Raw genomic sequence first — 18,561 nt, 5'->3', positions numbered from 1 at the left:
TGGGCGGCTTGGGCAGCACGGCGGGCAACGAGGGCGGCAGCGCCCAGTAAGCCTAATACGAGGGTCAACATAACGGCAATGAATGAAATAGTAAGAATAAACCACTGGCCCCGCGCGGCACCAGTTTAGATTGGCTATATAACCCGGGGCCCCGGCATTAAGTTGTCCTGAACCGGTATAAGATTAGGGCCTGGCTAAGGTAATACAAAATTGTGGGTCGCCGCCAGTTCAGCGCACGTTCACGTGGCGCTGCTTGATCATGCGGTAAATGGTGGACTTGCCCACCCCCAGGCGGTCGGCGGTGGCCAGCACATCGCCACCCATCACATCAAGGCATTCCTGCACGAGCCGGATGGTTTCCTCGCGTAGCGTGCGCGGGCCCTCGTTGCCGGCCGCCGGGGCGGGGCCCCGCAGCGACAGGTCGGGGCTGCGGATGAGGTCGCCCTCGGCTAGCACGGCGGCCAGTTCCACCACCGCCTTCAGCTCGCGCACGTTGCCGGGGAAGGGGTGGGCCAGCAGCCGCTGCTGGGCATCGTCGCCGAAGTGGCGCGGGGGCAGGTTGTTGCGCTGGCAAAACGTTTGCACAAAGGCCTCGGCCAGCAGCAGCACGTCGGGGCCCCGCTCGCGCAGCGGCGGCAGGGCAATGGGCAGGCCCAGCAGGCGGTAGTACAGGTCTTCGCGGAAGCGCCCGGCCCGCACCTCGGTCAGCAGGTCGTGGTGGGTGGCCACCACTAGGCGCACATCGAAGGCCACGCGCTGGCGGCCGCCCACCCGCACCAGCTCGCGCTCCTGAAGTACCCGCAGCAGCTTGGCTTGCAGGCCCAGCTCCAGGTCGGCCACCTCGTCGAGAAACAGCGTGCCGCCGTCGGCCTCCTCGAAGCGGCCCACCCGCCGCGCCACGGCCCCCGTAAAGGCCCCCTTTTCGTGCCCAAACAGCTCGCTCTCAAGTAGCTCGCGCGGGATGGCGGCCATGTTGACGGCTACAAATGGCCGGCCCGCCCGCTCCGAGCGCGCGTGAATAGCCTGGGCCACCAGCTCCTTGCCGGTACCGGTTTCGCCGCTCACGCTCACCGTGATGGTGGTGCGCGCCGCCTTGCTGATGAGCTCCTGCAGGCGCAGCATGCTGGGGTGCGTGCCCAGGATGGGCGAGGTGGCCCCGGCGCTGCGGGCGTCGAGCTGCTGGCGGAGCTGCTCATTTTCGCGGCGCAGGCGCACTTGCTGGCGCACCTGGCCCAGCAGCGTCCACAGCCGCTCGCCGGTTGAAGCGTCCTTCACGAGGTAGTCGTGGGCCCCCAGGCGCAGCAGGGCCACGGCGGTGGCCACGTCCTCCTGCCCCGAAATGACCACGATGGCCGCTTGCGGGGCCCGCTCGCGCAGTTGGCGCAGCGTGTGCTCACCGTCGGCATCGGGTAGCGAGTAATCCAGCGTGATGACGTCGGGCACCTCCCTAGCCATTTGGGCCAGGCACTCGCGGGCCGTGCCGAAGCGCTGCACGTGGTGGTCGGGGTTGCGGCCCAGTTGGTGGAGCAGCAACTCGCCGTACCACTCATTATCTTCTACAATAAATATACTTAAAGGAAGAGGTGCTTCCATACAGACACAAGGAATATCAGACGAAGCGCAGGGGCCCAAAATTTGCCTATCAACGCGATAAAATAGGAGATTTTATAAAAATAATTATATTTTATGGGAGCCTGTAAATTTTATGGTAAATACGGATAAACCCCCTAGCTACGGTAAAATTAAGCTATTGGATTGCGAAAATGAAAATTTATTTTCCATATCGCAGTATTCGCATTCCCAATTTAGGAATATAAATCCCACAATGGAACCTAAAATACGATTTGTGCGAACAATTTTTTATTTAAACCAATGATTAACAATAATATAGATAATTAATTGAAAAATGGATAGTCGATTGTAAAGAGTGATGCCAATCAGAATAACTTCTATCGACTCACTACTACCCTCCTGCCCAATCATGTATTATTCTAACCTGACGTTCGCCCGTACTTTCCAGCGGTTGGTGTGTGTCCTCATCCTGCTGCTGGTCGCTGTTGCAGGCAGCCTGGCCCAAACCGTACTGCCACGGGCCTATTATTCTAAGGGCTCGACGGGGGCCCTCTACCCCGCTTCGCCGGTGCTCACCGGGGGCGGTAGCATTTCCCTCGGTACCAGCGGAGCCGCCATTGCGGCGGTCGTAACCACCGATACCGGCAACCCGGTGACGCTGCGCCTGCCGCTGGTTGGTGGGCCCGCCCCGGCTGGTTACCGGGCCGGTATGCTGCTCGCCAATACGTCGGGCATCGGCGGGTCGGCACTGGGCGCAACCACCATGCGCACCTACCTTGGCGGTGTGCTCCAGGAAAGCCACGTGGTGGACGCCACGCTGCTCCAGACCAATTTGCTCGGCGCCGGCAGCGACCCCACGCCAGTCGATTTCGTGACCATCAAGCCGTTTGACGCCGTGGAGGTGACCATCGCCAACGCTGCCAATCTGAACTTCAAAACCAACGTGTACAATGCCTACGGGGTCGTTGGCGCTTCGCAGGTGCCGCTCCTGGGGGCCCTCTCGCGCTTCGCCACCCCCAACGATACCAAATACAGCAGTACGGCCTACAAACTCGACGGTAATAAGCTGGTGCAGGCGTGCGTTAATTCCAGCGTGGGCAACCCGGACCGGGCCGTGGACATGGACCTGACCAACTACGCCACTTTCGGCAGCTTCGCTACAGTAAGCTGCCCCCCTACGCTGCGCGTGAAGCTGGAGGGCCCCGCCTCGCCGGCTGGGTACTACGCCGGCTTCATGGTGGGCAACGCCGGCTTGCTGGACGCCAACGTGCTGAGCGGCGTGCGTATCCGCACGTTCCTGAACGGCGTACCCCAAGAAACCAACACCGACGCTAGCCTGCTGCAACTGAATGTGCTGCCCGGTGGCCAAACGCGGGTGGGCTTCCCCACCACGCTGCCGTTCGATGCCGTAAGCATCGAGCGCACGTCGACGGTCTCGGTGCTCGACAACATGCAGCTGTACTACGGCTTTGGCCTGGAGCCACGTGCCTTTGGCCAAGCCAAGCAGGTAATCTCGGATTTTACTACTACCACCAACCGCGCTACTGGCAGTGCCGCTAGCCGGGTTTGCGTTGCTATTGTGTGCGTTGACCTCGCTGCGGTTGCGAATCCTGAAAACGCTGCCAGTGCCAACCCCAACGATTTTGCACAGTTTGCCACTGTACTGGGCGTGGGCAACAGTCAGTTTCTGAAAGTTGACCTCAACGGTAACGGCCTGGCCGGCAACCGCGCTGGTATGGTGGTCGGGCCGGGTGCTGGTCTGCTAACCGGGGCCCTGCTCGACGTTAGCGTGTTGAAAAATCTCACTTTGTCGACCTACGACGCAGCTGGGAAATTGGTGGAAAGCGCTGCGGCCAGCGACTTGCTTTCGATTGGCTTGCTGCCAAATGGCCGCACCGAAGTTTCGTTCCTCACGACCAAGTCCTTCTCTTCGGTGCGGCTCGACGTGGTCGGTGGCGTGACCGCCCTGAGCGGCATGAAGGTGTTCAACGCCTTTGCCGATGATCCGCAGGCAGTGCTGCCCGTGGTGTTTGTCGCCCCCCTGCCCGTGGTGCTGACCGACTTCACTGGCCGCCGCACCGCTACCGGCGCCAACCTGGCCTGGGCCACGGCCTCGGAGCACAACAGCAGCCAGTTTGTAATAGAGCGCCGCGGTGGCAGCGCCGCCGAGTTCCAGGCCGTGGGCCAGGTGGCCGCCGCTGGCAACAGTTCGGAGGCCCACCGCTACCAGTACACCGATGCCAGCGCCGCGGCAATGGGCAGCACGACGCTGTACTACCGCCTGCGCCAGGTTGATGTGGATGGCACAATTGCCTATTCGCCCGTGGTAGCTTTGGCCGGTGGCGCCCTGGCCAGCAGCGGCCTGCAAGTGTACCCCAACCCCGCGCTGGCTTCGGCCCCCGTGAGCCTGCGCTACGAAGGCGCTGGGGCCGTCAGCGCCTCCGTGTACTCGGAAATGGGCCAGCTCGTGCGCCAGGTGCCCTTGGCCGCCGAAGCCGGCGCCGTGGCCACGTTGCCCACGCTGCCCACCGGCCTCTACCACGTGGTGGTGCGCGACGCGGCGGGCAACCGCGTAGCCACCCAGCGCCTGGTGGTGGCCCAGTAGCCCCGCCGGACTATATAAAAAGCCACGGGGCCCGGCCGACTTAATTGTTGGCCGGGCCCCGTGCGTTTGGCGCGCTGCCGGGCCGGAGCCCGGGGCAAAACAAAGCGCTAAAGGTGCGGCCAGGGCCCCCGGTGGAGCAACCAGTCGCGGGGCCCCCAAAAAAGGCTGGGTGTCTACCGCGGCCGCAAACTGGGTTGGCATTAATTGACACGATTTGGGGCCCCAATGCGAATTGAATTTGTGACGAAATAAAAAATTAATTCGGCCGAGCAATTACCGGGCATAAAATTGGCTTAATTTTGCAGCATGATTCGCCCCAATCATCACCCAATGGAGCGTGGAACGAAGCTGCAAAGCATTCTGCGAGAGGCCCAAACGGTCATTGCCTTGGGCGGCTCTTCTACTTTTTCTGCTGTTTACTCCGCTGCCGTTTCGGTTTTCCGAGACGGTTTTTTTATGCCCGCCCCGCGCGGTTTCTAATCAAAAGAAGTTGCCCAGGCCCCTCATTTCCTCTCTTTTGAATACTAACCCACCCGCCCCGAAAGTAGCCGCTGCTGCGTTGCCGCTGGCCGTGGCACGGGGCTTCGTGGCCTTTCCCAACGGGCCCCGCACGGTGGGAGCGATGGGGGCCTGACGAGCCGCCCGGTGCAAGCCGGGCGGCTTTGCTTTTAAGGCCCCCAGCGGGCCGTGCCGCCGCCCGACGGCGCGCTCAAATTACCAACTCGTTTTACCCGTGGGCCCCCGGTGCCCGCGCTCTTATGCAACAACTGATTACCCGTGTTCATTCGGCCAACTCGCTGCTCTGCGTAGGCCTCGATCCCATTGGCACAGACGCCGAAGTGGCGGTGCGCCTGCGCCAGGTGGTAGCCGAAACCCACGCCTACGCGGCGGCTTTCAAGCCGAATCTAGCGTTTTTCCTGAGTCGGGAAGATGGTGTAGCGCTGCTGAAAAGCACCATCCAGAGCATTCCCGCCGATATTCCGGTGATACTGGACGGCAAGTTTGGCGACATCGCCAACACGGCCGACCACTACGCCCGCTTCGCCTACGACGTGGTGGGGGCCCACGGCGTGACCGTGAACCCCTACATGGGCGACGACGCCATCCGGCCCTTCGCCCGGCCCGGCAAGCTGGTGTTCTCGCTGGCCAAAACTTCCAACAAGCCCGCCCACAACCTGCAAGACCAGGCCCTGGCCCACGGCGGCCACCTCAGCGACCTGGCCGCCCAGGTGGCCCGGCAGCTCGACGAGGAACTGCCTGAGGCCATTATCGGCCTCGTGGTGGGTGCCACCGAGCCCACGGCCATGGCCCGGGTGCGGGCCGCTTGCCCACGGCAGTGGTTCTTGGTACCCGGCATTGGGGCCCAGGGCGGTGACCTGGCCGCTACGCTTAAAGCCGGCCTGCGCAAAGACGGCAGCGGCGTGCTCATCAATGCCTCGCGCAGCATTTGGCAAGCGCCCGACGCTGGGAAAGCGGCGCAGGAATTGCGCGACCAGATCAATGAATTTCGCTTAGTAAAATCTTGATTGCTTAATGAGTATCCGTCATGCTGAGCCTGCGAAGCATCTTTTCACCGCTGCACGATTTCCTAAGCGTGATAAGATGCTTCGCAGGCTCAGCATGACAGTTAAGAGACAATAATAAAGCGGCAATAAAAAATTACACTAAAATGACCCCAACCCTCACCCCCGACCTGCCCGCTGCCGAAGTAGCCACCATCTTGGAAGCGCAACTGCGCCGGGAAGACGCGCTGCTGACCGGCCACTTCAAGTTGTCGTCGGGCTTGCACTCGGATACGTATGTGCAGTGTGCCCGCTTTTTGCGGCGGCCCGAGCTGGCGGCGCCGGCCATGGCCGTGCTGGCCGCGCAGCTGCGCGCCGCCGGCCTGGTGCCCGATACTGTGGTGGGCCCCGCCATGGGCGGCGTGGTGGTGAGCTACGAGCTGGCCCGCCAGCTGGGCGTGCCCTCACTTTTTACGGAGCGCGACGCGCAGGGCGAAATGACCTTGCGGCGCGGCTTTACGCTGCGCCCGGGCGAGCGGGTAATCATTGCGGAAGACGTAGTTACGACCGGCAAGAGCACGCTGGAAGTGGCGCGGGTTTTGGCCGAAATGGGGGTGGAAGTTTTGGCAGTGGCTTCATTAATTGACCGGACGGGTGGTGCGGTGAAGCTTCCGTTCCCGAACTTTGCGCTGTTGGCGGTAAACGCCGCCGTGTTTGACGCCGACCACATTCCGGCGCATTTGGCCGGGGTGCCGGCCGTGAAGCCGGGCAGCCGGCCCGAGAAAGCCGCTTGAAAACACTGATTAGGAAGGCAGCTTTTTAGCGAGGACTTATGACTTTGACGGATCTGGAACCGACCACCCATACCATCCAACTCACCCTCAAGCCGGGCCAGCACGACGGCGACGGCCACCGGGTGGCGGCCGCCGCGGCGCGCCACCTGGGCCTGGCCACCGGCCGCGTGCGCACCGCCGCCCGCTACACGGTGCGCTACGGGGCCCTGAGCACGGAGCAGTTGCGCGCCTTTGCCACCCGCTGCCTCGCCGACCCGGTGCTGCACGACGTAACCCTAAACGAAGCCGTGGCCCCCGTGCCCGGCTTCGCTGCTTATATCCTGGTGGCCCGGGGCCCCGGCGTGACGGACGACGAAGGCACCAGCGCCCAGAACGCGCTGGCCGACTTCCTCAACGAGCCGCTGGACACGCACACGCAGCACATTTTCAGCAAGCGCCTGTACTTGCTCGAAAACGACTTGCCCACCGCCGACCTGCGCCGCCTGGCCGAGGAACTGCTGGGCAACAAGATGATCAACCGCTTCGAGGTGGGGCGCGTGGCCGACGGCATTCGCGACTACACGCCGCGGCCCGGCGGCGGCGCGGAGGCCATTACGGAGACGATTTCGCTCACCGGCCTCAGCGACGGGGCGCTGGTGCAGCTCTCGAAGGACAACATCTACGCGCTGAACCTGGAGGAAATGCGCGCCGTGCGCGACTACTACGCCGCGGCCGACACGCAGGCCACGCGCCGCGCCCAGGGCCTGCCCGCCGACCCCACCGATTGCGAATTGGAAATCATCGCCCAAACGTGGTCGGAGCACTGCAAGCACAAGGAGTTCAGCGCCGTCATCAACTACCGCGATTTGGCGACGGGGGAGGAGAAGCAGATTGACTCGCTTTTCAAAACCTACATCAAGGACGCCACCTCGGAAGTGGACCGCCAGCTGCGGGCCAACGGCAACGACTGGCTCGTTAAAGTATTCAGCGACAACGCGGGGGCTGTGCGCATCAACGCCGACTCGCTGTTTGTGTGGAAGGTGGAAACGCACAACTCGCCCTCGGCCATCGACCCGTACGGCGGGGCCATTACCGGCATTTTGGGCAATAACCGCGACCCGCTGGCCACCGGCATCGGCGGGGCCCGGCTGCTGTTCAACACCAACGTGCTCTGCTTCGGCAACCCCGACTACGACGGGCCCCTGCTGACCGGCCAGCTGCACCCGCGCCGAATTCTGGAAGGTGTGCGCAAGGGCATCGAGGACGGCGGCAACAAGTCGGGCGTGCCGACGGTGAACGGCGCCATCGTGTTCGACGACCGCTACCGCGGCAAGCCGCTTGTGTACTGCGGCACCGGCGCCGTGATGCCCATGCAGTTCGCGGGCCTCGACTCGTGGGAGAAAAAGATTGACGCCGGCGACCGGATTGTGATGGCCGGCGGCCGCGTGGGCAAAGACGGCATCCACGGCGCCACGTTCTCCAGCATCGAACTCGACGAAAGCGCCCCCGCCACGGCCGTACAAATCGGCTCGCCCATCACCCAAAAGCTGGCGATGGATTTCCTGCTTCTCGCCGCCCGCCGGGGCCTGCTCAAGTGCAGCACCGACAACGGCGCGGGCGGCCTGTCGTCCTCGGTGGGCGAGCTGGCCGGCATCAGCGGAGGCGCCGTGGTAGAGCTGGAAAAAGTGCCGCTGAAGTACCCCGGCCTGCGGCCCTGGGAGATTTTTGTGAGCGAATCGCAGGAGCGGTTCACGCTGGTGGTGGAGCCCGGCCGCATGGCCGAGCTGCTGGCGCTGGGCCAGGAAATGGAAGTGGAGCTGACCGACATCGGCCACTTCACCAACGACGGCTCGCTGGACGTGAACTTCGACGGGCAGCCCGTGGCGCGCCTGGCGCTGGAGTTTCTGCACGACGGCGTGCCGCGCAAAACGCTGGCGGCCGAGTACGAGAAACCCGTGGCCACCGAGCCGGCCATTCCGGCTCAAACCGACTACACCGACACGCTGCGCCAGCTGCTGGGGGCCCTAAACATCTGCTCGCGCGAGGCCGTCATCCGGCAGTACGACCACGAGGTAAAGGGCCGCACCATTGTGAAGCCGCTGATGGGCGCCACCGGCCAGGCTCCGCAGGACGCGGCCGTGGTGCGCTTCAACTTTGAGAGCTGGGAGGGCGTGGCCGTGAGCAACGGCATTTTGCCCCGCTACGGCGACCTTGACGCCTACCAGATGTCGGCCGGCTCGTTCGACGAGGCCGTGCGCCAGATCATCGCCGTGGGCGGCAAGCTGCCCAACCTCACGCCCGGCGACGGCATTTTCTGGTCGGTGAACGACAACTTCTGCGTGCCCGACTCGGTGTACGATCCCGCCATCAACCCCGACGGAAAGCAGAAGCTGGCCAAGCTGGTGCAGATGTGCGAGGCCCTGCGCGACGCCACGGCCGCCTACTGCATCCCGCTCACGAGCGGCAAGGACAGCATGAAGAACGACTTCAAGGCCGACGGCGTGAAGATTTCCGTGCCGCCTACCGTCCTCTACTCGATGACGGCCAAGATGGAAGACGTGCGCCGCGCCATCACCTCCGACTTCAAGGAGCCGGGCGATGTGGTGTACCTGCTGGGCGAAACCTACGACGAGCTGGGCGGCTCTGAGTTCTACGCCCTGCACGGCGAGCTGGGGGCCCAGGTGCCCCAGGTGCGGTTTGCCGAAGCCAAGGCGCTGTACACGCTCATCGGCCAGGCCAACGACGGGGCCCTGATTCAGTCGTGCCACGACCTGAGCGACGGCGGCCTCGCCGTGGCGCTGGCCGAAGCCACGTTCGGCTACGGCTGCGGTGCTTCGGTGGAGCTGCCCGCAACTGGGCTGAGCCTGGCCGCGCAGCTGTTCTCGGAGTCGCACTCGCGCTTCGTGGCCACCGTGGCCCCGGCCGATGTGGTGGCGTTCGAGGCGCTGCTGGGCGGCCGCGCCACGCGCCTGGGCACCGTGACGGACGACGGCCAGCTGGCCGTGCGCCACGCCGGCCAAACGGTCATTGGGGCCCCCACTACTGAGCTGCGGCACACCTGGTCAAACGGGCCTGTTAATCAATTGCTTGGAGTGGACGAGCTTGCCGGCTTCGGCGAGACGACCGGGCACTAATGGCACAAACTGCTGGCGCTTCGGCCCAAAACCCAAATCAGATGGCACAAGACTCGCAGGAGCTAGTACATAAAGTTCAATTATCGGCACAAGATAGCGCCGTGCGGGCCCTCGTGCTCACCGGCTTCGGCATCAACTGCGAAGAGGAAATTGCGGCCGCTTACCGGCTCGCTGGGGCCCAAGCCACCATTGTGCACCTCAACCAGGTGCTGCACGGCGCGGTAAGCATCCACGATTTCGACGTGCTAACGTTCCCCGGCGGGTTCTCGTTTGGCGACGACCTGGGCTCGGGCGTGGTGCTGGCCAACAAGCTGCGCTACCGCCAGACGGGCCCCGGGGGCCGCACGCTACTCGATGACATCAAGCAGTTCGTGGCCGACGGCAAGTTCGTGCTCGGCATCTGCAACGGCTTCCAGGTGCTGGTGAAGCTGGGCCTTCTGCCCAACCTGGGCGGCGACGTGACGCCCGAAGTGACGCTGACGCACAACGCCTCGGGCCGCTACGAAGACCGCTGGGTGCGGCTGCGCGTGCACCCGCGCACCACCACGCCCTTCCTCAAAGGCCTCGATGTGCTGGAGGTGCCCGTGCGCCACGGCGAAGGCCGCCTCGTGGTGCCCGACGCCGCCACTCGCGGGGCCCTGGAAGCAGCCGGCCTGAACTGCCTTTCCTACATCGACGCGGCCGGCGACGGCACCAGCGAGTACCCGCACAACCCCAACGGCGCCGACCTCAACTGCGCGGGCCTCACCGACCCCACCGGGCAGGTGTTCGGCCTGATGCCGCACCCCGAGGCGTTCCTGTCAGCTTTCAACCACCCCGACTGGGCCCGCCGCCGCCGCCAAAACCCGGGGGCCCCGGAAGAGGGAGAGGGGCTGCGGATTTTTAGAAATATTGTGGAGCACATCGCTCAAAAGCATTCAGTTTTGGCCAGCTAAGTCTCCATGAACACTCTTTCGTCTTTCGATACCCCCCAGCTCCAACTGCTGCACCGCGGCAAAGTCCGCGACAGCCTCCGGGCCCCGTCGGGCGACCGCCTCATCGTTGTGACGGACCGCCTTTCGGCGTTCGATTCGGTGCTTGAAACGGCCATCCCGCACAAGGGTGCGGTGCTGAACGGCCTGGCGGATTTTTGGTTTGCCAAAACCGCGCACATCATCCCCAACCACGTGCTGAAGCTGGTGGACGCCAACGCCATGCTGGTGAAGGAAGCGCAGCCAATTAAGGTGGAAATGGTTGTACGCCAGTACCTGACGGGCTCGATGTGGCGCGGCTACCAGGCCGGCCAGCGCACGTTTTCGGGCGTGACGGTGCCCGACGGCCTGACCCAAAACCAGGCGTTTCCGCAGCCCATCCTGACGCCTACTACCAAGGAGGAGTCCGACCGCGAAATTACCCCCGAAAACCTCGTGAGCGAGGGCTGGGTGAGCAAGGAACTGTACGACCAGATGGGCGAGAAGTCGCTGGCGCTGTTCGCTTTAGGCTCTCAGATGCTGGCCGAAAAGGGCATCATCCTTGTTGATACTAAGTACGAGTTTGGTTTGCTCGATGGCCAGCTGATTCTCATCGACGAGATGCACACGCCGGACTCGTCGCGCTTCTGGGCGGCCGACGACTACGCGGCCAACCCGCTCACTGCTACGCAGATGGACAAAGAGTACGTGCGCCAGTGGCTGATTGCCAACAAGAAAGATGGCCAGTACCCCCGCGCCCTCACCCCGGAAGTGACCCAGGAAGCCAGCCGCCGCTACCTCGACATCTACCAGCGCATCACTGGCCAGGCCCTGCCCACGGCGGAAACTGCCGAAGCCGGGGCCCCCGGCTCGGACCGCCAGGATGCCCGTGCCCGCCTGGTGGCCAACCTGGTGCAAGCCGGCATCATGAAGGACGCTTAGGTTGGCCGCGTGATGTGCCCGCCGTGGAAGGGTTATGCCGAGCTGGCTGCGAACTTGAATTCGTCGGTCGCCATGCCTTCGGACGCACCCAACCTAACCGTGGTGCACTTCGACCGCCGCCCAGGCCGCCCTTAGGGCCCTCAACACACCACGGTTGCGCGAGCAGTTGCGCCAGGACATTGCCACCACCAAAGCCAATCTTTGGACCCTTTCGGAAACTCTAACGAGCCCCATTAGAAAGATAATCTGGTAATAATTGCTGACTCAGCGGAGATTGAGGAGAAAGCGTTTTAAGACAGTTTTTAAATACCAATAGCCTTTGAAACCCATCATTCTCCTCGGTTCCGGGGCCCGCGAGCACGCCATGGCCGCCAAGCTGACCAGTGACGGCGCGTCGGTGCAAGTGGTGCCCGGCAACGCCGGCATCCCCAACAGCCACCCCGGGCTCGACCCGCTCGACTTTGCGGCGCTGGAAGCCTATGCCCGCCACCAGGGCGTGCAACTGATTGTGGTGGGCCCCGAGGCGCCGCTGGCCGCCGGCGTGGCCGACTACTTCGCCGGCTCCGACATCAAAGTGTTTGGGCCGACCAAGGCGGGGGCCCTGCTGGAAAGCTCCAAGGTGTGGAGCAAGGACTTTATGCGGCGCCACGGCGTGGCCACGGCCCAGGCCTGGCCGTTCCGCAGCGACGAGGTGGCTGCCGCCCGTGCCAAAGCCGCCGAGCTGGGTGGCCAGGTGGTGGTGAAGTACGACGGCCTGGCCGCCGGCAAGGGCGTGTACGTCTGCAGTTCGCCGGCCGAAGCCGAGGCGGCGCTCGACGACTTGCAAGCGCACTATACCGGCTGGTATTCGTTCTTGCTAGAGGAAAAGCTGACGGGCCCCGAAATCAGCATCATCGGCCTCACCGACGGCCACGAGATGAAGCTGCTGGCCACCTCGCAGGACCACAAGCAGCTGCTGGCCAATGACGAGGGCCCCAACACCGGCGGCATGGGCGCCTACTGCCCCGTGCCGTTTGCCGACGACAACGTGCTGGCCGACATCCGGCGCGACATCATCGAGCCCACCCTGCGGGGGCTGCAAAACGAGCAATTCGAGTTCCGCGGCTTCTTGTACTTCGGCATCATGCTGACGCCCACGGGGCCCAAATTGCTGGAGTACAACGTGCGCCTCGGCGACCCCGAGGCCGAAGTGCTGCTGCCCGCCATGGACAGCAGCCTGCTGGCGCTGATCGAGGCGACGCTCGACGGCGGCTTGGCGCGCCAGGTGGTGCGGCAGCGGCCGGGCGCGTTCGTGGGCGTGGTACTGGCCTCGGGCGGCTACCCAGCCGGCGGCTTCCCCACGGGCTTCCCCATCACGGGGCTGGAAAACTTGCCGGACGGCGTGGCGGCGTACCACGGCGCCACCAAGCGGAACGCTGATGGCCAGTTGGTTACCAGCGGCGGGCGGGTGCTGGTGCTCAGCGCCCAGGGCCCCACGCTGGCCGCCGCCACGGCCCGCGCCTACGAGGCCGCGGCGCTCGTCGAATTCCAGGACAAGTACGTGCGGCCCGACATTGCCCAGCGCCCGGCGCCGGATTTCACCCAACGCGCCGTAAATTGAAGCTTGAACCCGCTGCCATGACGACGACCCCGCCGCAGTACGACAGCCGCCCGGCGCCCGCGGGCCCCGCCGGGGCCCCCGGGCCCGGGGCGCCCGCCAAGGCGCGCCTGGCCATCCTGCTCTCGGGCCGCGGCTCCAACATGCTGGCCGTGGTGCGCGCCACCCAAACCGGAGTTTTGCGCGAGCTGGCCGAGGTAGTGGTGGTGTTCAGCAATAAGCCCGACGCGCCCGGCCTCGAAGCCGCCGGGGCCCTGGGCTGCCCCACGGCGGCGCTGCCCAGTCAGGGCCGCAAGCGGGCCGAGTTCGACGCCGAAGCCGCCGCGCTGCTCCAGCAGTACCGGCCCGATTTTGTGGTGCTGGCCGGCTACATGCGCATCCTGTCGCCGGCCTTCATCCAGCCGTTTGCGGGCCGCATCCTCAACATCCACCCCGCCGACACCCACCAGCACCAGGGCCTGCACGCCTACGAATGGGCCTTCGACAACCGCCTGCCGGCGACCAAAATCACCGTGCACCTCGTGGACGAAGGTCTCGACACGGGCCCCATCCTCGCCCAGCAAGCGGTGGACTTGCGTGGGGCCGACACCCTGGCCGAAGTGGAGCGCCGCGGCCTGGCCGTGGAGCACGAGCTGTACGCCCGGGCGCTGGCGGATTTAATTAAAACTGGGCCCTGAGAAGGGCTATTTTTATTGGTTGCCAACGCTCTTCCGCCCACCCAACCCACCGCTATTCCTTAATTTTGCTTTTTAGTTTCTAGATAAACCCAACGGATTATGTGCGGTATTGTAGGTTTCCACGGCCCCGACAACGTGGTGGGCGACATGATTATCGGCCTCACTGCCCTCCAGCACCGGGGGCAGGACGCAGCCGGCATCGCCACGTTCGACGAGTCCTTTCACCTCTGCAAGGGGCAGGGCCTGGTGAACGACGTGTTCAAGCCCAAGCACGTGAAAAAGCTGAAGGGCCACACCGGCATCGGGCACGTGCGCTACACCACGCAGGGCGCCAACGATTCGGACCTGGCCCAGCCCTTCACCACCAGCTACCCGTTCGGGCTGGCGATGGTGCACAACGGCAACGTCATCAACTTCCGCGACGTGGCCAAGCGCCTGCACGACCACTACCATGTGCTGCCCAAAACCACCAACGACCTGGAACTCATCATGTACACCTTCGCCTCGGAGCTGCGCGTGAAGGACCTGGACCACCTGAGCGTGGTGGACATTTTCGACGCCGTGGAAACCACCCAGGCGCTGGTGGAAGGCGCGTACGCCACCATCACCATGATTGCCGGGCACGGTCTACTGGCCTTCACCGACCCGCTGGGCATCCGGCCGCTGGTGCTGGGCCGCCGCGACACGCCCGAGGGCCCCGTGTTCGCCTTCGTGTCGGAGAGCACGTGCTTTGATTACCTGGACTTTGAATTTGTGGAAAATGTGGGCCCCGGCCAGGCCATTTTCATCGACAACAACTTCCAGGTGCACTACAAAAACCCCTACGCGCTGCCCAAGAACTTCTGCGCCTTCGAGCAGATTTACTTCGCCCGCGAAGACTCTGTGATCCATGGCCGCCTGGTGGCCCGCGAGCGGGTGCGCCTGGGCAAGCTGCTGGCCCGCAAGGTGGCCGACGCCGGCCTGAAGCCCGACATGGTGATTGACGTGCCCAGCAGCGGCTATTTCGCCGCCTCCGGCCTGGCCGAGGCCATCGGCGTGCCCTACCGCCGGGCCCTGGTGAAAAACAACCACATGGGCCGCTCCTTCATCGTGCCCACCCAGGCCGGGCGCGAGGACGTGGTGAAGAAAAAGCTCAACCCCATCCGCGAGTTTGTGCGCGGCAAAAAGGTGGCCGTCGTGGACGACAGCATCGTGCGCGGCACCACGTCGCGGCGCATCGTGCGGCTGCTGCGCGAGGCGGGGGCCCTGGAGGTGTACTTCATTTCGAGCGCGCCGCCCATCGTGTCGCCCTGCATCTACGGCATCGACATGGCCATGAGCACCGAGCTGATTGCGGCCAACTACTCGGAGGACGAAATCTGCCGCTACATCGAAGCCGATAAGGTCATTTACCAGGACCTGGCCGACCTGGAGCAGCTCTTCGCCGAGGAGCGCGGCCACGGCGGCTCGTGCTTCGCCTGCTTCTCGGGCAAGTACCCCACCGGCGACGTGACCCACTACCTGCGCCACGTGCAGGAGGAGCGCCAGAGCCACCGCGGCGACAAGAAGGGCAAGAAAGCCGCCAGCCTATCGGTGAGCGCCAAGGCCCCCGAGCCCACGGAACACTAGGTTTTTAGGGCCCCAGGCCCAACGGTTAACTTAACACGGTGTCATCCTGAGCGCAACGAAGTGGAGCGAAGGAACCAAGGACGATTGCACAACCCGCAGTAAACCAATGCCGAAAGCGCAACGGCGCGAAGTTCCTTCGCTCCACTTCGTTGCGCTCAGGACGACAGCTCTTATGGCTACTTCTGCCCCCGAAAACCCCGCCGGCTACTCCATCGAAGAAGGCAACGCCGCCTCGCGCAACGCCTACGGCTGGGCCAAAAAAACCTTCGCCAACCGCACCGGCCTGCCCGGCGAGCCCGCCCAGGATTTGGACGGCGGCTTTTCGAACGAAATCCGGTTCGGGGCCGAGCGCCTGGGCATCAGCTCCGACGGCATCGGAACCAAGATTGAGGTGGCCGAGCGCCTGAACCGCTACGACACGCTGGGCTACGACCTCATCGCCATGACGGCCGACGACCTCATCGCCGCCGGCTTCGTGCCCACCAACCTCTCGAACATCATCGACGTGAACCACCTTGACTACGGCGTGGTGGACCAGCTGATGCGCGGCCTGCACGACGCGGCCAACTTCGCCAAAATCGCCATCACGGGCGGCGAAATTGCCGAGCTGGGCAACCGCATCGGCGGCTGGGCCGGGGCCCAAATGAACTTCAACTGGTGCTCCACGGCCGTCGGCGTGCTGCACCCCAGCCTGGCCCAGCCCCTGAGCGGCAAAACCGCCCAGGCCGGCCACGCCGTGGTGGCCCTGCGCTCGCCCTCGTTCCGCTCCAACGGCTACTCGCTGGCCCGCAAAACCCTGCAAAAGCTGTTCGGCGACAACTGGCACGAGGCCCCCTACGACGGCCCCGACGCCGCCGAGTTCCCCACCTGGGGCGACGCCATGCTGGCGCCCTCGCTCATCTACTCGCCCGGCATCGCGGCCCTGCTCGACGCCGGCTTGCCGCTGCACGGCGTGGCCCACATCACCGGCGGCGGCGTGGCCGACAACTTCCAGCGCGTGCTGAAAAACGGCCTGGGGGCCCTGCTCGACAACTTATTCGAGCCGCTGCCCGCCATGCAGCGCCTGTGCGAAGTGGGCGGCATCAGCCCCGAAACTGCCTACCTCTACTGGAACATGGGCACCGGCATGCTCGTCGTGACCGAAGAAGCCAGCGCCGCCGCCGTGGTGGCCGCCCTGCAGGCCAGCGGCTACGACGCCCAAGTGGCCGGCCACCTCACCGCCGAAGCCGGCGTGACGCTGCGCGTGGGGACTGGGGAGCTGAAGTATGCGGCATCCTAAGCGCCCGAGCACCTGCAAAAGGTGCCGTTAAAGCAACGGTTGACGGGTTTGATTGTGCTTAGCCACAAAAATATTTAGGGCCCCGCCAGTTTCTGGCGGGGCTTTTTGTCTAAATGGTTGGCCATGTAGCGGTTGGCGCCGGCAACACGTGGCGCGCCGCCGCCAAGCTGCCGGGGCCCTACTTGCCAGCATCCAACAAATAATTGCTATGTGAACAGCGGATGAATGCGCTAGCGGAGCAGCCCCGGGCCAAATCGTTGCCAAACCAAAGAACTCCAGGGTGTGGGCTTAGTTTTGTGCAAATTTTACTGCCATCCTATTCTTTTATTATGAAACGATTACAGTTTACTATTCTTTTTGTCCTGTTGCTGCTACCGGGCTTGTTGGCGCAAGCCCAAACCAAGAAAAAGAGCCGCAGCGGTGGCAGTGGCGGTGGTTCGAGCTATGGCACGGGCATCGGGCTGCGGGGCGGCGGCTACTCGTCGGGGCTTACCATCAAACACTTCCTGAGTGGTAAAAACGGGGTGGCCATCGAAGGGCTGGTCACGACAGAGTACCAAGCGCACGGCGCGCGCCTAACCTTGCTGGGCGAAAAGCACAAGGCCATTTCCGGCGCCAAGGGCTTGCAGTTTTACTACGGCGCGGGCTTCCACGTCGGGTCTTACCAAGGCCGCTACTATTTTGAAGACGCCCGCTACTACCGGGGCCATAAAAACGCTTATTACCTTACATCGTACGGCTACCGCAACGATAATGCGAACTACATCGCCTTCGGAGCCGACCTTATTTTGGGCCTGGAATACAAGCTGGAAGATCTGCCCTTCGTCGTCGGTATCGACTACAAGCCGTTTTTCGAGGTGTTCAACGGCTACACTGGCTTCTACAACGACGCTGCCCTGAGCCTGCGCTACACCTTCTAGCCTGGACGCCAGGGGCCCTGAATCACCTACCCGGTTTGGGCCCCTGATAAGTTTCGAACGCACCATCGGTTATCAAATGCAACAAAAAGGCCCGCCATACCGGCGGGCCTTTTTGTTGCGCTAACATCACCGAGGGCTTAGCTGCTGAAATCGGTGGCGGTGGCTTGGGGCTGCCACTGCTGCATGTCGTGCTGCACGGCGGCGATTTGCTGCTCGGCCAGTTGGTAGGCATCGGTGCCGAGGAACAGGTGCAGCGGCGGCTCGGCGGCCTCGCTCACTTCGATGAGCAGGGCCACGGCCTTGGCGGGGTCGCCGGGCTGCTGGCCGTTGATCTGCTCCTGGTGCGCGGCCTGCGTGTCGCGCACTTCCTGGTAGGCCGCAATGGGGTGCTGTGGCGTGCCCATCGAGCCGGCCGAGAGGAACTCGGTGCGGAAATAGCCGGGCAGCACCACGGTGGCCTTGATGCCGAAGCGGGCCACTTCGGCGGCATAGGCTTCCGTGAGGCCCGTTACGGCAAATTTGGTGGCGCAGTACACCCCAAAGCCTGGGAAAGTGCCCGCAAAACCGCCGATGGATGACAGGTTGAATACCAAGCCGCTTTGCTGGGCGCGCAGCTGCGGCGTGGCCTGCCGCAGCACGTTGAGCAGGCCGAACACGTTCACGTCGAAGTTCTGCCGCGTTTCGGCGTCGGTCAGCTCTTCGAGGCTGCCGAGGAGGCCGTAGCCGGCGTTGTTCACCACCACGTCGAGGCGGCCGAAGGCGGCCACTGTGGCCTGGATGGCGTGGCCCACGCTGGCTTCGTCGGCCAGGTTCATTTGCAACGGCAAGAAGCGGTCGGACGGGGGCCCCACGGCGCGGCGCAGGTCGTCGGCGTTGCGCGAGGTGGCGGCCACCGCGTAGCCTTGCGCCAGCAGTTGCTGCACCAGCAGCAGGCCCAGGCCCTTGGAGGCCCCGGTAACAAACCAGGTTTTTTTATTTGAAGGGGTCATGCGAAAAGGCTTT

14 protein-coding genes are annotated in these 18,561 nt (G+C 64.0%); 12 read left to right on the top strand and 2 right to left on the bottom strand.

All coding sequences use genetic code 11. The features are described from left to right. Nucleotides 1–228: 228 nt before the first annotated feature. Nucleotides 229–1,593 carry a sigma-54-dependent transcriptional regulator gene (locus tag EAH73_RS19605; protein WP_140469122.1) on the bottom strand — a complete coding sequence of 455 codons (1,365 nt, stop codon included), beginning with the start codon at nt 1,591–1,593 and terminating at the stop codon, nt 229–231. A 388-nt stretch (nt 1,594–1,981) separates the two neighbouring features. Here EAH73_RS19605 and EAH73_RS19600 point away from each other — a divergent pair, with 388 nt between their 5' ends. From EAH73_RS19600 to EAH73_RS19550, 12 genes are all read left to right on the top strand, one after another. After that, entirely contained in the window at nt 1,982–4,177 is a 2,196-nt protein-coding gene (locus EAH73_RS19600; RefSeq protein ID WP_161599616.1) for a T9SS type A sorting domain-containing protein, read from the top strand. A gap of 306 nt (nt 4,178–4,483) precedes the next feature. Further along, nucleotides 4,484–4,657, top strand: coding sequence for a hypothetical protein (locus EAH73_RS23210; RefSeq protein WP_161599615.1), 174 nt, complete (start codon nt 4,484–4,486; stop codon nt 4,655–4,657). 278 nt (nt 4,658–4,935) lie between these two features. After that, on the top strand, nt 4,936–5,703 hold the full coding sequence (gene pyrF / locus EAH73_RS19595; protein ID WP_140469120.1) for an orotidine-5'-phosphate decarboxylase: 768 nt from the start codon (nt 4,936–4,938) through the stop codon (nt 5,701–5,703). Nucleotides 5,704–5,846: 143 nt separating this feature from the next. Next, a complete protein-coding gene (gene pyrE / locus EAH73_RS19590) occupies nt 5,847–6,473 on the top strand; it encodes an orotate phosphoribosyltransferase (protein ID WP_140469119.1) in 627 nt (208 codons plus the stop codon). Nucleotides 6,474–6,511: 38 nt separating this feature from the next. Further along, nucleotides 6,512–9,586, top strand: a complete 3,075-nt coding sequence (locus EAH73_RS19585) for a phosphoribosylformylglycinamidine synthase subunit PurL (RefSeq protein ID WP_240047344.1) — start codon at nt 6,512–6,514, stop codon at nt 9,584–9,586. A 41-nt stretch (nt 9,587–9,627) separates the two neighbouring features. Then, complete coding sequence (locus tag EAH73_RS19580) at nt 9,628–10,521, top strand: phosphoribosylformylglycinamidine synthase subunit PurQ (RefSeq protein ID WP_140469118.1); 894 nt, start codon at nt 9,628–9,630, stop codon at nt 10,519–10,521. 6 nt (nt 10,522–10,527) lie between these two features. Continuing rightward, entirely contained in the window at nt 10,528–11,478 is a 951-nt protein-coding gene (locus EAH73_RS19575) for a phosphoribosylaminoimidazolesuccinocarboxamide synthase (protein WP_140469117.1), read from the top strand. Nucleotides 11,479–11,797: 319 nt separating this feature from the next. After that, a complete protein-coding gene (purD, locus tag EAH73_RS19570; protein WP_140469116.1) occupies nt 11,798–13,078 on the top strand; it encodes a phosphoribosylamine--glycine ligase in 1,281 nt (426 codons plus the stop codon). A 17-nt stretch (nt 13,079–13,095) separates the two neighbouring features. After that, complete coding sequence (purN, locus tag EAH73_RS19565) at nt 13,096–13,752, top strand: phosphoribosylglycinamide formyltransferase (RefSeq protein WP_140469115.1); 657 nt, start codon at nt 13,096–13,098, stop codon at nt 13,750–13,752. 99 nt (nt 13,753–13,851) lie between these two features. Beyond that, the gene (gene purF / locus EAH73_RS19560) at nt 13,852–15,360 is read left to right on the top strand and encodes an amidophosphoribosyltransferase (protein WP_140469114.1); all 1,509 of its coding nucleotides are present in this window, start codon (nt 13,852–13,854) and stop codon (nt 15,358–15,360) included. A gap of 172 nt (nt 15,361–15,532) precedes the next feature. Beyond that, entirely contained in the window at nt 15,533–16,639 is a 1,107-nt protein-coding gene (locus tag EAH73_RS19555) for an AIR synthase-related protein (protein WP_140469113.1), read from the top strand. A gap of 329 nt (nt 16,640–16,968) precedes the next feature. Continuing rightward, the gene (locus EAH73_RS19550; RefSeq protein WP_140469112.1) at nt 16,969–17,559 is read left to right on the top strand and encodes a hypothetical protein; all 591 of its coding nucleotides are present in this window, start codon (nt 16,969–16,971) and stop codon (nt 17,557–17,559) included. A 137-nt stretch (nt 17,560–17,696) separates the two neighbouring features. On the opposite strand, the gene EAH73_RS19545 is transcribed toward EAH73_RS19550, so the two are convergent. After that, nucleotides 17,697–18,548 (bottom strand): SDR family NAD(P)-dependent oxidoreductase, encoded by an 852-nt coding sequence (locus tag EAH73_RS19545; RefSeq protein WP_140469111.1) that lies wholly within the window; start codon nt 18,546–18,548, stop codon nt 17,697–17,699. Nucleotides 18,549–18,561 lie beyond the last annotated feature (13 nt).

The organism is Hymenobacter nivis, assembly GCF_006439025.1.
Taxonomy (GTDB): Bacteria; Bacteroidota; Bacteroidia; order Cytophagales; family Hymenobacteraceae; genus Hymenobacter; species Hymenobacter nivis_A.
The sequence above is the reverse complement of the archived record's forward strand: the minus strand, read 5'-3'. Positions and strand labels throughout refer to the sequence as shown.

Bases quoted from the DNA above. Each gene is read 5' to 3' on its own strand.
- EAH73_RS19605 (WP_140469122.1), bottom strand. From the start codon at position 1,593: ATGGAAGCACCTCTTCCTTTAAGTATATTTATTGTAGAAGATAATGAG.
- pyrE (WP_140469119.1), top strand. From the start codon at position 5,847: ATGACCCCAACCCTCACCCCCGACCTGCCCGCTGCCGAAGTAGCCACC.
- EAH73_RS19545 (WP_140469111.1), bottom strand. From the start codon at position 18,548: ATGACCCCTTCAAATAAAAAAACCTGGTTTGTTACCGGGGCCTCCAAG.
- EAH73_RS19555 (WP_140469113.1), top strand. From the start codon at position 15,533: ATGGCTACTTCTGCCCCCGAAAACCCCGCCGGCTACTCCATCGAAGAA.
- pyrF (WP_140469120.1), top strand. From the start codon at position 4,936: ATGCAACAACTGATTACCCGTGTTCATTCGGCCAACTCGCTGCTCTGC.
- EAH73_RS19575 (WP_140469117.1), top strand. From the start codon at position 10,528: ATGAACACTCTTTCGTCTTTCGATACCCCCCAGCTCCAACTGCTGCAC.
- EAH73_RS19585 (WP_240047344.1), top strand. From the start codon at position 6,512: ATGACTTTGACGGATCTGGAACCGACCACCCATACCATCCAACTCACC.
- EAH73_RS19550 (WP_140469112.1), top strand. From the start codon at position 16,969: ATGAAACGATTACAGTTTACTATTCTTTTTGTCCTGTTGCTGCTACCG.
- purF (WP_140469114.1), top strand. From the start codon at position 13,852: ATGTGCGGTATTGTAGGTTTCCACGGCCCCGACAACGTGGTGGGCGAC.
- EAH73_RS19600 (WP_161599616.1), top strand. From the start codon at position 1,982: ATGTATTATTCTAACCTGACGTTCGCCCGTACTTTCCAGCGGTTGGTG.
- EAH73_RS23210 (WP_161599615.1), top strand. From the start codon at position 4,484: ATGATTCGCCCCAATCATCACCCAATGGAGCGTGGAACGAAGCTGCAA.
- EAH73_RS19580 (WP_140469118.1), top strand. From the start codon at position 9,628: ATGGCACAAGACTCGCAGGAGCTAGTACATAAAGTTCAATTATCGGCA.
- purN (WP_140469115.1), top strand. From the start codon at position 13,096: ATGACGACGACCCCGCCGCAGTACGACAGCCGCCCGGCGCCCGCGGGC.